The following is a 13,854-nucleotide window of genomic DNA, read 5'->3' as shown; positions in this document are numbered from 1 at the left end:
GGATCGCCATGATCTGGCTGTTGCATATTCCGGCCCATCGTGAACACCCATTCCGGACGAACATGAACACCTATTCTGGTTCAACGTGAACAGTCATTCCGGTCGAAGATGAACACTTTCTGGTGATTTTCCGGAATCGGTGTTCACCATGCCGGAATCCGTGTTCACGTTCCCGGAATCGGTGTTCACGTTCAACCAGAATCTTTCTTAACGCATTGTTTATTCAACCGTTTGCTACTCTGGTTCCTTTTTTTGGGGATCAGGGTCATGGCAGCAAAGAGAATTCCAATGCGCAAAATCAGAGAATTGCTTCGCCTGAGGCTGGACGCCGGGCTCTCGATCCGGCAGATCAGCGCCAGCACCAAGACCAGTGTCGGAGCCATCCAGAAGCTCCTGGCCCGGGCCGATACCCTGGAAATCACCTGGCCATTGCCAAAGGACTTGGACGACGGCCGCCTTGCGGCCATGTTCTATCCCGGCTCCGATCCCACCTCGTCCGTCCGCTATCAGCAGCCGGACTGGGCGACAGTCCATCAGGAACTCAAACGCAAAGGCGTGACCAAGCAGTTGCTGTGGGAGGAATACACGGCTGTCAATGGCCATTGACACCGCCCATTACCACTGGCGTTAAATGCCGGTGATAGCCAAGTCCAAAGCTCCAACAATCTGGTCTCTGAAATGTGAGAGAGAGCCAATAGGGCTCTTGAGATGTTTTTCAGGCACGGAGGAAATTTGCGGAGTTAACAGCAACAGCTCCTCATCGGCAAAGCTGATTTCGGGAGTGAGCCCTTGCATGGCTTCGCCACCGAAGGCAGAACGTTTGCCCAAAGGGATAACAATGCGAGTTGCCAAATCGCTCAGAAGGCTGCTTTGAATATCCACCAGGTAAGGATAGTGAGCCTTGCTGATTTTGCTCGGGTTGGGGTACACATCGAACTGTGCCATCAGAACTCCCTGAATTCGTCGCCGAAGCATCCATGTTGTTCGACGAAATCGTTGTAGCTTTTTATCGCAGCGCGATTATCTTCAACCCATTGAGCGGCTTCGCGTTTCGAAAGCTCTTCTTTCAGAGCTCGTTCCAGGGTGGCAGACAAGTTAATGTTCAGTTCCCGGGTTTTACGCAGAAGATCGCTGTTGATTGAGAGGTTCGCTGCTTTTTTGGGGGCGGCTGAGTTATAGAGTTCGGCCATGAGGGCCTCCCAGAAGATATAGAATACAAAGTTTGATCTTATGCGCATAGCTATGCGCATGCAAGCATTTAACCAATGGCTGTTGTCGGACGTGCCTACGCTGGCGCTCCGTCACGCCGCAAAGCCAAGGCGTTAGCACCATATGAAATTTGAACACCTTGTCGGAAAAAGAGCTTTGGGTAGTGCACATGCTGGGGATTACACCACCTGGGCAGAGTCTTTGCTGTACGAGGGTGTTGACGCTGAGAATGTCGCCATCCTAGCAAGCATTGGACTAGAGCGAGATCCGGACTCGGAAGAGGTTGAATTATATTTTCAAAAATCGCTAAGAGATCTTGGTCTATCGTTGCCCCCAGATAAAGATGCTTTAAGGGGTTATGCGAAAGCTCTGTGTGAGCAAATCGTATCGGGTAATTTGGAACCAGAAGTTGGAGCAGACATTCTAGCTGCTTTCTATTCAAGGTCTGATTACGAACCTATCTATAGCATCTGGGATGAACTGAGCGAAGATCTCTGGATGGTGCACGATCAAGATGGTTGCATTTTCAATACTGGGCTGACCAAAGACAACACGCGGGAATACATCAAGCGCGTGGCATCTCAGTTTATTGTGCTTCTTGAGACTGATTTGCCAGAAGGCTTCTTCTCCCTTAGCGCTTGCCCGGAATGCGGGTACATCGGGAAAAGTGGGCTTGAAGTCATAGATATGCCTTGGATGCCAGAAAAGCTGTACAGGCTAATCTATAAGCGTGGCCAGTCACAGAGGGCCATTTGTCCAAGGTGTAAAAGGCCTTTCCCGAACAACATGAGTGACTACGAAGGGCGAAGGCAGTACCTTGGCCGCAAGTGCTAACAAATCAATCAAACCGACCTGCACTGCTGCGCAGCGCACGCGGTTTATTTCCGCGTTAAATCAGTAGTGATACCGGAGTTGGGCGATAAGCAAAGCGTCATTCGTGACTTTGTAAACTATTCGGTGTTCTTCATTGATTCGGCGAGACCAGTACCCGGCGAGGCTGTGTTTGAGGGGCTCTGGTTTGCCAACACCTTCGAACGGTTCTCGCTTGGTCTCTTTGATCAGCTTGTTGATTCGGTTAAGAATCTTTTTGTCGGTTTTCTGCCAGTACAGATAGTCTTCCCATGCGTTCTCAGAGAAGATGAGTTTCATTCAAGAAGTTCCTTTTCTTGACCACCGCCTTGCTCTAGTTCGGCAACAGATTCCAGCAAACGCCGTGCGTTTTTCGGTGCGCGCAGAAGGTATGCCGTTTCTTGCAGCGCCTCGTAGTCCTCCAAGGAGATCATAACCACTGACTGGGACTTGCTCCGGGTAATGATCACAGGGGAATGGTCTTCACAGACCTGCTTCATGGTTTTTGCTAGATTGGTTCTAGCGGCTGTGTAGCTGATGGCATCCATAAGGTTGCTCCTGTACAGGATGTTGATCATGGTCAGGATACCGTACGTAAGAGGGTTTAACAATCGGCTGCACAGCGACCGATTTTCCGCTGCTTCGCGGCTCCAAACCCGCGCGTTAGCTGTGATTGCCTCACCTGAAAAGTGATACTATAGTGTCACTACTAGTCTGATTCAGGGTGAGCCCATGAAAGTTGAGCTTGTTACGAACCTCAAGCGCCAAGCCACAAAGATTCTGGCCGACCTGCACTTGTCTAAAGAGCCAATACTGATCACGGAACATGGTCAGCCATCGGCATACCTTGTCGATGTGCAGGATTACGAGTTTATGCAGCGCCGACTTGAGCTGCTTGAGGGGCTCTCACGGGGGGAGCGTGCTGTACTTGAGGGAAGAACGTACAGCCAGAGTGAGGCCAGGGAGAAAATGAGTAAATGGCTGAAGTAATCTGGACAGAGCCCGCCCTTCAAGAACTGGATGCTATCGCTGAGTACATTGCTCTGGACAATCCTGCTGCCGCAAGTGAGCTGGTCCAGGAAGTTTTCGATAAGATCGAACGTTTGGAAAATTTTCCCCAATCCGGGCGGATTCCTCCTGAGCTCCCTGATTCGGTATACAGGGAGGCAGTGGTTTCACCGTGTCGCATTTTGTATCGTGAGTATGAGAAACGGGTTCTCATCCTCTATGTCATGCGGGAGGAACGGCAGCTTCGTGCGTACATGCTTGGCAGCAGCTAACCAGGCGTGTTGAGGTATACAAACCCCGAAATCCCCCCTACCGCACCCGAATCCGATCACCATCCTCCAGCCCCCGGTCGGGGTGCCGAACCACCTGATCTCCTTCCGTTAAGCCGTTTGTCACCTGAGTCATCAACCCATTGGATGGACCCGTAGCCAACGCTCGTAGTTTGGCTACCTCATCTTCAACCACAAACACCGCAGGCTGACCTTCATACTCAAAAATCGCGGAGGCGGGTACCTGAAGAACATCCTCGGCTTGCCGGAGAATGAAATCCGCATCCACCCGGTAGCCATCCCCCAGCTGTTGCCAGTGTTCCCGTGGGCTCACCATATCGGCAATGACTTGCACCCGTTGTTCCTCCACGCCGAGCGCTGATAGGTCCTCAAAGCCAATGGGTTCTATACGCCGGACGGCAGCCTCCAGCTCCGGCCCGCCCCAGCCACTCAGGCGGACACGTAAACCCGGCTCCAGTTTGACGGCGTCGAAGCTGAGCACGTCGACCACCACTTCCAGAGCGCCAGGGTCTCCGACCTCCAGTATCGGCTCGCCGGCCTGGATGACGCCCTCGCTCTGACGCACCAGAGCCAGAACCGCACCGTTAACCGGAGAGCGCACGGCTACCCGCTCGGCAGGTTTTTGGCCATTAATGGACGCGGTTGAAATCTGCAGCCGGGTTTGAGCGGCGGCCAGTTCATGGGCGGCCACCTCTTCATCAAAGCGGGCGGAACGCAGGATTGCCTGTGCCCGGGCTGCCGTGGATTTCGCCTGTTGTAACTGTTCGGTGGAGACAAAGCGGGATTCTTCCAGAGCGAGCAGGCGCTGGTATTCATTCTGAGCGAACTCAGCATCAGCCTCGGCCGCCTGAACCTTTTGTTGGATGGACTGAAGTGCCGCCTGGGCGGCGGCTGCCCGGGCCTCGGCTTCGGCACGGGTTCGGGCGTCCAGGATGCTGGCGGGTGTCGGGTCCACGAAGGTCAGTAGCTCACCGGGAATCACGGTGTCGCCAACGTCCAGCTGAACCCGGTGAACGTAGCCAGCCTCGGGGGAGGAAATCAGGTAGCGGTCTTTTACCCGGGTTTTGCCTTCCTCCAGAATGGTCACTTCCATGGGGCCGCGCTCGACACTGGCCAGGTCTACCCAAACCGGCTCTGGCCGCAGGATGAGGGCGAACACGATGGCTGCCACCAGGGCCATCAATAGCCAAAAGGCCCATTTTCCTTTGGAGATGCGTTGTGTCGCCATGTTGGGTCCCATGTGAGTGTGTATGAATTATTCGCGGGTTTTAAGAACCGCGACAAGGTCCAGTTTACGAAGTCGCCACCAGGTGATGAAGCCGGAAATCAATGCCGACAAAATGACCACGTTGGCCGCCAATGCCAGGGTTTGGCCGGTCAGGACCAGGGGAACGCGATAGAGTTCGGTCTGCATCGCGGTAACCACAAAACTTGCCAATCCAAAACCAACCGCCCAACCCAGAGGAATTCCCAGTAACAGCAGTATGGCCAGTTCTCCGAGCAGAATGTGGGCGACTTCGTTGTGGCTGTACCCCAGTACTCTCAAGCTCGCCAGGTCTCGCCCTCGTTCGGCCAGGGAAATCCGCGCGGTATTGTAGATCACACCAAAAGCAATAATGCCGCCGAGCAGGCTGATGATGAAGGTGTAGGTCAGGAAGGTGCGCGCGAGAGTCTCGAAGAAGCTGTCGAGCATTGCCTGCCGCAGATTGGTGGCCATCACTCCCGGCGTATCCCGGAGTTCCTGGTAGACGGTGTTGGTTTGCTCCGGCGCCAGATTCATCAGCATCTGGTTCACTCTCGGGCCTTCACGCAGCGCCTTGTTCATGGCGGTCAGATTCATGTAGGCGCCCACACCGAGGAACTCGCTGGTAACGCCAGCCACCGTGAGGTCCAGTTCCGGGCGTCGGCCTTCCAGCACTCGCACCCGAACTGTGTCTCCGGTCTCAACATTCAGGGCCTTGGCCAGAAAGTCGGTTACCAACAGGCCGGCAGAAGGAATGGCCACGTTCTCCAGATCCTGGTTAACCACAAATTGCAGTTTGGCGTCCCGGGGCAAGCCGGTGAGCACCGTGCGCCATCTGCGGTGCTCGTTAACCAGCTCTACCGTAACGGCCCGGCGTCCTTCGACGTAACGCACACCGGATTGGCGCGCCATTCCGTACAGTGCGGTCGGGTTGACCGGGTCGGTGAGTGTGGCGGTCAGGTCCTGCTTCTGCACCCGGGCGAATTGGGTGTGCACCATCAGCGAAACAGAGCTGAACTGGAAATTGCCCACCACCACGATGGCCGTTGCCATGGCAATGCCGAATACCGAGAGGGCGGTTCGGCCAGGCTTGCGGGCAAGCTGCCTGACGATCATGCGTGAAGGCTGATGAAAGCGCACCCAGCCCAGCAGCCGTTCGGTAACGGTAACCCGGTATCGGGCGGGGCTCTCGGGCTGCATGGCTTCCGCCGGGGGCAGGGCGGCCGCCGCGCGGATGGAGCGCCAGCCGCCGAGCAGTGCAACTGCCATACTGATCAGGGCCAGTAACGCCAGCCACCAGGGATTGATTCGGAACAGTAGCGAAGGGAAGCGGTAGTAATCCATATACAGCTCTCCCAACCGATGCCCCAGCCAGAGGCCACTGGCGCAGCCGATGGCAAGCCCGGTAAACGCAATGGCCAGCACCAGTTGGCTGTAGTGCCAGCCGATCTGGCCATTGCTGTAGCCGAAGGCTTTGAGAATGGCGACGATTTCCCGCTGGGTACTGATCAGGCGTGTCACCACCACATTGAGCAGAAACATGGCGACGCCCATAAAAATGGACGGAAAGATAATCGCCATGGCCTTCAGCTGCTCGAGCTCGTCACTGAGAAAACGGTGTGAGAACTGGTCAGCCCGGGCGAACGCACCGGTACTGCCGTAGCGCGCCAGCAACCGGTCCAGTGGGTCGATCACATCTTCCACAGGATGCCGCGGGTCGATCTGCAGCACCAGACTGTTGAAGGCACCCCGCATGTCCATGGCGGCGGCCAGTGCTTCCTGATTCAGCCAGAGCACGCCAAAGCGCTGATAATCCGGAAGCATGCCCCCCGGAGGTATCACGTAGATGAATTCCGGCGACTCGACAATGCCCACGATTTTCAGGGTTTGTTGTCGGCCATTGATGATGGCGTTGAAACTGTCGTCCAGAGTGAGCTGGTGCGCATCCGCGAAGCTGCCAATGATTGCGACTTCATTGGCGTGGGTGGCGCTTGGCAGTCGACCTTGCCGGACATACAGCTGGTTTACCTCGGGTTGGCCGGCCGGAGGAACAGACACCAGGTGGGCCGACACAGGTTCATCGTAATCGGGGAGACTGAGCTTTGCGGCGCCTTCCACCCGGCCGCTCAGGCGGGTCACACCCGGTAGCTTGGAAACCGTTTGCAGCACATGGCGGGGGGGCCGTTTTACCGAAACGAAAACATCAGCAAACTGGTGCTCCTGATAGTACTGATCCCGGGTGGCCGTCAGGGAGGAGTAATTGACCAGGGACATCAGGCAAACCGCGATCCCGCCCGCAATCACCAGCGCGATCGCCAGCAGCTGGCCGCGCATCTGCCAGATTTCCCGTCTCAGTTTGGTGTGCAGTACGCTCGGCCCGAAAATCATGGCATCACCAGCTCAGGGTGTTCGGGTCCTGGCGTTCTGAGTTGCGGTGCTCACCGCTGATCACGCCATCCGAAAGGGTGATTACTCTGTCCGCCATGTTCGCGATTGAAGCATTGTGGGTGATGATCACTGTGGTGGTGCCGGTTTCCCGGTTGGCCCGTTCCAATGCCGCGAGGACCAGTATACCGGTGGCCGAGTCCAGGGCTCCGGTAGGCTCATCGCACAGCATCACTACCAGCTCCCCCGGATAAAGGCTGATATCGACCCCCCGCAGGGCATGTACTTCCACATCGCCCTGACGGTAGGTTTTGGTCAGGCCTTTCGTTTGAAAGACAGGAGCGGTCCGGTCGGCGTGACACGCCATGGCAGGTTCCATTGCAGTCCAGTTGATCCAGAGCCGAGTATAGCCCAATACCGATGACCGATTATTGATCCCGCGCAGACGTATTCCACGTGCGTACCCGTGCCGGATTCGGTTACAGTTATGCCACTAACCCTGTAAAGCCAATGGGAGAAAACGGAATGAGTGACCCAACTTACACACCTCCGAAAGTCTGGAAATGGGATCCGAACAACGGCGGCAAGTTCTCTAACATCAACCGCCCCATCGCCGGCCCTACCCATGAAAAAGAGCTGCCGGTGGGGGAGCATCCGTTCCAGCTTTATTCCCTGGCAACGCCCAACGGTGTGAAAGCAACGGTCATGTTTGAGGAGCTGCTGGAAAAAGGCATCAAGGAGGCGGAATACGATGCCTGGCTGATTCGCATCACCGAAGGGGATCAGTTCAGCAGCGGGTTCGTGAAGGTGAATCCCAACTCCAAGATCCCTGCCATGCTGGATCGCAGTGTGGACCCGGCCATCCGGGTTTTTGAGTCTGGTTCCATTCTGTTCTACCTGGCGGAGAAGTTTGATGCGTTTCTGCCCAGGGACCCGGCCAAACGCACCGAAACCATGAACTGGCTGTTCTGGCAGATGGGCAGTGCGCCTTTCCTGGGAGGCGGCTTTGGTCACTTTTATGCCTACGCGCCAGAAAAGTACGAGTACCCCATCAACCGCTACACTATGGAAGTGAAGCGCCAGTTGGACGTGCTCGATCGTCAGCTGGCGGATAACCAGTACATTGCCGGTGATGAATACACCATCGCCGACATGGCCATCTGGCCCTGGTACGGAGCCCTGGTGAAAAACATGGTGTACGAGGCGGCCGAATTCCTGGAAGCCCACACCTATACCAACGTGGTTCGCTGGACCGACGAGGTGGCCAAACGCCCGGCAGTAAAGCGTGGCCGTATGGTGAACAAGGCTTGGGGCGATCTTGCCTCCCAGCTGCACGAGCGGCACGATGCCAGCGATTTTGATTTGCGCACCCAGGACAAACTGGAAGGCAACGCCTAAGCCATAAGGAGGACGGATGGCTCTGCCCGACGCTCTGACCGAAGCACAGATCTACCATCGGTGCCCGCTGGACAAACTGGATTTTGAAACCACGGAAAGTCTGCAAGATCTGGCTCTGCCCTTCGGTCAGGACCGGGCACTGCGTGCCCTGGAATTCGGGGCCAGCATGAAGGCCCAGGGGTTTAACCTGTTCGTGTTGGGGCCCTCCGGTGCCGGCAAGCATGAGCTGGTACGGCGGGTATTGGCCAGCCATGCCGCGGAAAAACCGGTGCCGTCGGACTGGTGTCATGTGTTCAATTTTCAGCAGTCGGACAAACCCGGGGCCATTGAGCTGCCGCCGGGGGAGGGTCGCTTGTTCAAGGCCGATATGAGCGAACTGGCCAACGAACTGAAGACCACCATACCGGCCACCTTTGAAAGCGAGGAATACCAGGCCCGTATTCAGGAATTGCAGGAAGAGGTTACCCGGCGCCAGCAGCAAGGCCTGTCTGAGATTCAGGAAGAGGCAAACGCCAACAATATAGCCATGCTCACCACCCCGGCAGGTTTTACCTTTGCGCCCATGCGCAACGGCGAGGTGATTGAACCTGAGGAATACAAGACCTTCTCCGATGAGGAAAAGGAGTTGGTCGAATCCAAGGTGGAAGACCTCCAGAAAAAGCTGCAGCAGGCCATCCAGCAGGTGCCCCGGCTGCGCAAGGAAGTCCGGGAGCGGGTCCATGCCCTGAATGAAGAAATGGTTCAGCTTACCCTGGGCGGCCCCATGGGGGAGCTGCGCGAGAAGTGGGGGCACGTGCCGGCCGTGATGGCTCACCTCGACGCGGTGCGAGAGGATGTGGTGGAGCATGCCGAGGCGTTTCAGGATACTGAAAACGGCGCACCGGCAGGGTTGTTGAACCGCTATCGGGTGAACCTGCTGGTGGATAATGCCGAGACCCGTGGGGCCCCCGTCATCTATGAAGATCTTCCCAACCACCAACACCTGGCAGGTCAGATCGAACACCGGGCCCACCAGGGTAACCTGTACACGGATTTCACCCTGATTCGGGCCGGGGCTCTGCATCGGGCCAACGGTGGCTACCTGATCCTCGACGCCCGGCGGGTACTGTCGCAGCCCATGGCCTGGGAAAGCCTCAAACGCATACTCTTTTCCGGCGAGATCCGCATCGAATCCCTGGAGCGCCTGTATGGCCTCGCCACCACGGTAAGCCAACAACCGGAGCCGATTCCGCTTTCGGTAAAGGTGGTGCTGCTTGGCGACCGGATGCTGTATTACCTGCTGTCCCACTACGATCCGGACTTTCTGGACCTGTTCAAGGTGGAAGCGGATTTTGAGGACGACATGGAGCGGGATGAGGCCAGCTACTTACTCTACGCCCGGATGATTGCCACTATGGCCCGGTCGGCTGGCGTAAGAACCCTGGACAGGGAGGCGGTTGCCAGGTTGATTGAACACGCGAGCCGTCTGGCCAGCGATCAGAACAAGCTGACGGCCCACGATCGTGTACTGAAAGATCTGCTCACTGAGTCGGACCACTGGGCTGGTGTGGCCAACAGCCCGCAGGTGTGCGCCAGCCATGTGCAGCAGGCCATTGACGAGCGGGACTACCGGGCGAGCCGGGTCCGTGAGCGCAGTCTGGAGCAGATTCGCCGGGGTGTGGTGATGATTGCCACTCAGGGCGAGCAGGTGGGGCAGGTGAATGGTCTATCGGTACTGCAGCTAGGCGCCACCCGCTTTGGTCAGCCCACCCGAATTACCGCCACGGCGCGCCCTGGCAAGGGCCAGGTGGTGGATATCGAGCGGGAAGCCAAGCTTGGTGGGCCGATCCACAGCAAGGCGGTGATGATTCTGTCCCGGTTCCTGGCCAATCGTTATGCGCCGATGAATGAGCTTTCACTGTCGGCCAGTCTGGCCTTTGAACAATCCTACGGTGGCGTGGAAGGGGATTCTGCCTCGGTGGCGGAAACCTGTGTGTTGTTGTCCGCCATCGCCGGCGTTCCGCTCAAGCAGTCCCTGGCGGTTACCGGCTCCATGAACCAGCATGGTGAGGTGCAGGCGGTGGGTGGCGTCAACGAAAAGATTGAAGGCTTCTTCAATGTCTGCCGGCAGGACGGCGGCGTAAACAGCCAGGGTGCCTTGTTGCCGGCCAGCAATGTGGAGCATCTGATGTTGAATGAATCGGTGCGGGAAGCGGTGCAGGACGGAAGGTTCTCCATTTATCCCGTTACCCATATCGACCAGGCCATTGAGTTGTTGACGGGCCTGGAGCCGGGGCAACCGGATGCTGATGGCGTGTTCCCTGAGGGCAGCTTTAACCGACGCGTGGCAGACAGGCTGGCCGCATTTGCCGAGGTTGGCAAAAGCAAGGACAAAGACACGGGGCAGGATAATGGCAATGGCGGACACAACGGTCAGTCATAAAACTCCGGAACCAGACCCCGCCGTGGTCCGGCGGATACTGGTGTTGCTGGATGGTTCCAGGCGGAGTCTGGCAGCCCTGGAGGCTGCGGCAGACATTGCACGTGCGCAGCAAGCCGAAGTTCTGGGTATCTTTGTGGAGGAAGTAAGCCTGCTGCGTAGCGCCGGTTACGGTTTTGCCCGGGAAGTGGGCCGGAGTTCCGGCGTGGCGAGGCCCATGGATGTCGACGCTCTGGAAGTCCGTATGCAGGCAACTGCAGAGAAGCTTCGCCGTACTCTCGAGCGAACCCTGGCGCCCTGGGGTGTGGCCCAGGCACTGAGATTATGCCGGGGTGAAGTGGTAGAGCAGGTATTGGGGCTGGTACAGCCTGATGATTTGTTGGTGCTCGGCGGGGCTGGCTGGTCCGGTATTTCATCTTTCAAGCTGGGCTCAACCGCCCGGGGCCTGTTACGGCAGGCACCGGGAGATGTGCTGTTGTGGCCGGAATCGCGCTCATTACCACCGGGCAGGGTGGTGGTGTTGCTGAACCACGATCAGGGCGCGAATCATCGGGCTGTGCGGGTAGGCGTGGAGCTGGCCAGGCGTGGGCAGCGGGCGCTGACGGTTCTGGTGCGCTCAGACGCCGCTGATGATCCCGAATTGCTTGAGGAGCTTGCAGCCATGCTTGAAGCCGGGGGCATTGCTGCCCGGGTCAGGTGTTTGCCCAAAGCCGGTGCTGCTGCCATGGCGAGGGCCGTGCGGGAGGAGGGAGCAGCACAGCTGGTGATCAGCCGTCAGTGCAGCCTGTTTGAACAGCAAGGCGCGGAGTCCCTGCTTTGCCAGCTGAATCTACCGGTCACCATCACGCCCTGAGCAAACCGCTGTTGTGCCGGCAGTTGTTCAGGCGGTCTCCCGGCTGCGAGCTTCCTCCAGCACCTCGGTTATTTCCCCGGCTGACAGGGTTTCCCTTTTCATGACGGCTCTGGCAAGGGCATCCAGTTCCTGCCGGTGTTCGGTCAGGAAGCTCACGGTAAAGGCTTCAAAGGCCAGTAATTGCGACTGGATTTCCGAGTCGATCATTTCCGCGAGTTTTTCGCTGTACTCCCGGGGCGCGCCCATTTCCCGGCCAAGGAACACATGTTCTTCGCCGATGCCCAGGCCCAGCGGGCCGATCTTTTCGCTCATGCCCCACTGGCCGACCATTCGTCTCAATAGTTTGGTGGCTTCTTTCAGGTCATTCTGGGCGCCGGTGCTGACCTCTCCGTAGATGATCTTTTCGGCAGAACGCCCGCCCAGCATCACCTTGATGCGGTCCTCCAGGTAACTTTCGGTGTAATTGTATTTGTCTTCTTTCGGGGTCTGTTCGGTCACTCCCATGGCCATGCCGTGGGGAATAATGGTGATCTTGGTGAGAGGATCTGCCTTGGGCATGTAATAGGCCATAATGGCATGCCCGCATTCGTGGTAGGCCACGGCTTCACGCTCTTCCGGTGTTAACTGGGCGTCCCTTTCCTCACCCAGAATCAGGCGATCGTGGGCCACTTCAAAACAGTGGTTGTTTACCTCAACGAGGTTGTCTCGGGCGGCTGTAAGGGCCGCTTCGTTCACCAGGTTTTTCAGGTCGGCGCCGGAGAAGCCGGTCGTGCGCGCGGCCACCTGCGTCAGGTCCACATCCGCAGCCAGCGGCACCTTGCGCACATGTACCTTCAGAATAGCTTCCCGGGCCTCCCGGTGAGGGCGGTCGGGGTGATTTTCCGGTCAAACCGGCCCGGGCGCAGCAGAGCGGTGTCCAATACATCCGGGCGGTTGGTGGCGGCCAGCACAAGAACGTTCTCATGGGCCTCGAAACCGTCCATTTCCGTGAGGATCTGGTTCAGGGTCTGTTCGCGCTCGTCGTGGCCGCCCCCCAGGCCAGCTCCCCGTGAGCGTCCGACGGCGTCCAGCTCATCGATAAAGATCAGTGCCGGGGCTTCCTTGCGAGCCGTCTGGAACATGTCCCGAACCCGTGCCGCGCCAACGCCCACGAACATTTCGATAAACTCCGAGGCGCTGATGCTGAAGAAGGGGACTTCCGCCTCGCCGGCAATGGCCCGCGCCAACAGAGTCTTGCCGGTGCCCGGCGGGCCAACCAGGAGAACCCCTTTAGGCATCACGGCGCCCAGGCGACGATACTTATCCGGCGACTTCAGGAAGTCGATAATTTCCGAAATGTCCCGTTTTGCGGACTCAATGCCCGCTACATCGTCCAGTGTCGTGGTGGAGGTTTCTCTGCGGGCGCGGCGGGCCCTGGACTTGCCATAGTCAAAGGGGCCGCCGCCCTGAGTCATGCGTTTCTGGGCGGCACCCCAGAACCAGAACATCAGCGCCAATAACAGGATCCAGGGCAGGAAGCCCAGGATCAGCTCCTGCCACCAGGGGCGGCCGGAGCGGGAGCCTCGAACCAGTACTTCCTGTCTTTCCAGTAGTGGTAGTAGCTCCGGGTCTTCCACCTGTGGCCTGAGCGTTATGAAACTGCTCGACGGTGGCCGGCTGTCGTTGGCAAACCGGCTGGCACCGGAATCCGTAAAGCGTCCGCTGATCTCTTCGGTGCGCAGGGTAACTTCGGCAACCTGGCCGCTTATGACGGCCTGTTTGAACTCGGAATAGGCCAGTTCCTGTTGTTGCTGATGGTTGTTCCCCTGTAGCCACAAGAACATCAGGAAAATGGCCGCGCTCAACCACAGAAACGAGTACTGGTTTGGTATCGTCGGTTGCGGCTGCGGTGTCTGGTCCTGCTTTCCGGGTTCGTTGCTGGGTGTCATTTCGGCCTCCGGTCACCCTCCATGATTTTTGCTACAAACACCGATTTGCCGTAGGTCTCGAAAGACCATTTCATGGTGTCTGAGAGCACCTTCATCACTTCGTCATACTCGCCGAAGACCTCGGTACTCATGCGACCAGGGTGGACCTCAAGGCTGGTCTGTTCCAGGCGTGCAATCAGATCCCAGATCGGTTGTTTGTAATCGTCCTTGAGCGGATAGCAGCTCAGTTGTACGGAAAGATACATCAGTTACCTCCTGTCCGGTATGCGCCC

General features: G+C 57.6%; 16 protein-coding genes and 1 pseudogene. 7 read left to right on the top strand and 10 right to left on the bottom strand.

Annotated elements, in window-relative coordinates; translation table 11 throughout:
• Positions 1–267: 267 nt before the first annotated feature.
• Positions 268–588: pseudogene (locus Q669_RS12920) on the top strand (IS21 family transposase); the annotation flags it as partial.
• A gap of 39 nt (positions 589–627) precedes the next feature.
• Here the strand turns inward: Q669_RS12920 and Q669_RS12915 are convergent.
• Together Q669_RS12915 and Q669_RS12910 are read right to left on the bottom strand one after the other, a co-directional pair.
• Positions 628–945, bottom strand: a complete 318-nt coding sequence (locus Q669_RS12915) for a CcdB family protein (RefSeq protein ID WP_022992581.1) — start codon at positions 943–945, stop codon at positions 628–630.
• Positions 945–1,190 (bottom strand): type II toxin-antitoxin system CcdA family antitoxin, encoded by a 246-nt coding sequence (locus tag Q669_RS12910; RefSeq protein ID WP_036149681.1) that lies wholly within the window; start codon positions 1,188–1,190, stop codon positions 945–947. The genes Q669_RS12915 and Q669_RS12910 overlap by 1 nt, the downstream gene beginning before the upstream one ends.
• Before the next feature lie 142 nt (positions 1,191–1,332).
• Between Q669_RS12910 and Q669_RS12905 the strand changes: the two genes are divergently transcribed.
• Positions 1,333–2,043 carry a hypothetical protein gene (locus Q669_RS12905; protein ID WP_022992579.1) on the top strand — a complete coding sequence of 237 codons (711 nt, stop codon included), beginning with the start codon at positions 1,333–1,335 and terminating at the stop codon, positions 2,041–2,043.
• 60 nt (positions 2,044–2,103) lie between these two features.
• Here Q669_RS12905 and Q669_RS12900 read toward each other — a convergent pair whose 3' ends face one another.
• Positions 2,104–2,358, bottom strand: coding sequence for a Txe/YoeB family addiction module toxin (locus tag Q669_RS12900; RefSeq protein ID WP_022992578.1), 255 nt, complete (start codon positions 2,356–2,358; stop codon positions 2,104–2,106).
• Positions 2,355–2,606 (bottom strand): type II toxin-antitoxin system Phd/YefM family antitoxin, encoded by a 252-nt coding sequence (locus Q669_RS12895; protein ID WP_022992577.1) that lies wholly within the window; start codon positions 2,604–2,606, stop codon positions 2,355–2,357. Before Q669_RS12895 ends, Q669_RS12900 begins: the two co-directional genes overlap by 4 nt.
• A 184-nt stretch (positions 2,607–2,790) precedes the next feature.
• Here Q669_RS12895 and Q669_RS12890 point away from each other — a divergent pair, with 184 nt between their 5' ends.
• Both Q669_RS12890 and Q669_RS12885 read left to right on the top strand, forming a co-directional pair.
• Positions 2,791–3,048, top strand: coding sequence for a type II toxin-antitoxin system Phd/YefM family antitoxin (locus Q669_RS12890; protein WP_022992576.1), 258 nt, complete (start codon positions 2,791–2,793; stop codon positions 3,046–3,048).
• Positions 3,036–3,338 carry a type II toxin-antitoxin system RelE/ParE family toxin gene (locus Q669_RS12885; RefSeq protein ID WP_022992575.1) on the top strand — a complete coding sequence of 101 codons (303 nt, stop codon included), beginning with the start codon at positions 3,036–3,038 and terminating at the stop codon, positions 3,336–3,338. The genes Q669_RS12890 and Q669_RS12885 overlap by 13 nt, the downstream gene beginning before the upstream one ends.
• 37 nt (positions 3,339–3,375) lie before the next feature.
• Here the strand turns inward: Q669_RS12885 and Q669_RS12880 are convergent, their stop codons facing one another.
• The 3 genes from Q669_RS12880 to Q669_RS12870 are packed head-to-tail and all read right to left on the bottom strand — an operon-like array spanning position 3,376 to position 7,351.
• Complete coding sequence (locus Q669_RS12880) at positions 3,376–4,584, bottom strand: efflux RND transporter periplasmic adaptor subunit (protein WP_036149664.1); 1,209 nt, start codon at positions 4,582–4,584, stop codon at positions 3,376–3,378.
• A gap of 27 nt (positions 4,585–4,611) precedes the next feature.
• Positions 4,612–6,987, bottom strand: coding sequence for an ABC transporter permease (locus tag Q669_RS12875; protein WP_022992573.1), 2,376 nt, complete (start codon positions 6,985–6,987; stop codon positions 4,612–4,614).
• Positions 6,988–6,991: 4 nt separating this feature from the next.
• Positions 6,992–7,351, bottom strand: coding sequence for a hypothetical protein (locus Q669_RS12870; protein ID WP_227501105.1), 360 nt, complete (start codon positions 7,349–7,351; stop codon positions 6,992–6,994).
• Positions 7,352–7,509: 158 nt separating this feature from the next.
• Here Q669_RS12870 and yghU point away from each other — a divergent pair, with 158 nt between their 5' ends.
• Genes yghU through Q669_RS12855 form a run of 3 tightly spaced genes read left to right on the top strand, consistent with a single transcriptional unit; the run spans position 7,510 to position 11,654 of the window.
• Positions 7,510–8,382: a glutathione-dependent disulfide-bond oxidoreductase gene (yghU, locus tag Q669_RS12865; RefSeq protein ID WP_022992571.1), complete on the top strand. Its 873-nt coding sequence runs from the start codon at positions 7,510–7,512 to the stop codon at positions 8,380–8,382.
• 16 nt (positions 8,383–8,398) lie between these two features.
• Positions 8,399–10,804, top strand: a complete 2,406-nt coding sequence (locus Q669_RS12860; protein ID WP_022992570.1) for a Lon protease family protein — start codon at positions 8,399–8,401, stop codon at positions 10,802–10,804.
• On the top strand, positions 10,779–11,654 hold the full coding sequence (locus Q669_RS12855; RefSeq protein ID WP_022992569.1) for a universal stress protein: 876 nt from the start codon (positions 10,779–10,781) through the stop codon (positions 11,652–11,654). Before Q669_RS12860 ends, Q669_RS12855 begins: the two co-directional genes overlap by 26 nt.
• A 27-nt stretch (positions 11,655–11,681) precedes the next feature.
• On the opposite strand, the gene Q669_RS19900 is transcribed toward Q669_RS12855, so the two are convergent.
• Genes Q669_RS19900 through Q669_RS12845 form a run of 3 tightly spaced genes read right to left on the bottom strand, consistent with a single transcriptional unit; the run spans position 11,682 to position 13,827 of the window.
• Entirely contained in the window at positions 11,682–12,479 is a 798-nt protein-coding gene (locus Q669_RS19900) for an ATP-dependent metallopeptidase FtsH/Yme1/Tma family protein (protein WP_022992568.1), read from the bottom strand.
• 8 nt (positions 12,480–12,487) lie between these two features.
• Positions 12,488–13,582: an ATP-dependent metallopeptidase FtsH/Yme1/Tma family protein gene (locus Q669_RS19895; protein ID WP_022992567.1), complete on the bottom strand. Its 1,095-nt coding sequence runs from the start codon at positions 13,580–13,582 to the stop codon at positions 12,488–12,490.
• A complete protein-coding gene (locus Q669_RS12845) occupies positions 13,579–13,827 on the bottom strand; it encodes a thiamine-binding protein (RefSeq protein ID WP_022992566.1) in 249 nt (82 codons plus the stop codon). The genes Q669_RS19895 and Q669_RS12845 overlap by 4 nt, the downstream gene beginning before the upstream one ends.
• Positions 13,828–13,854 lie beyond the last annotated feature (27 nt).

It is taken from the genome of Marinobacter sp. C1S70 (genome assembly GCF_000475355.1).
Taxonomy (GTDB): Bacteria; Pseudomonadota; Gammaproteobacteria; order Pseudomonadales; family Oleiphilaceae; genus Marinobacter; species Marinobacter nauticus.
This window is presented reverse-complemented; position numbering and strand designations above follow the sequence as displayed.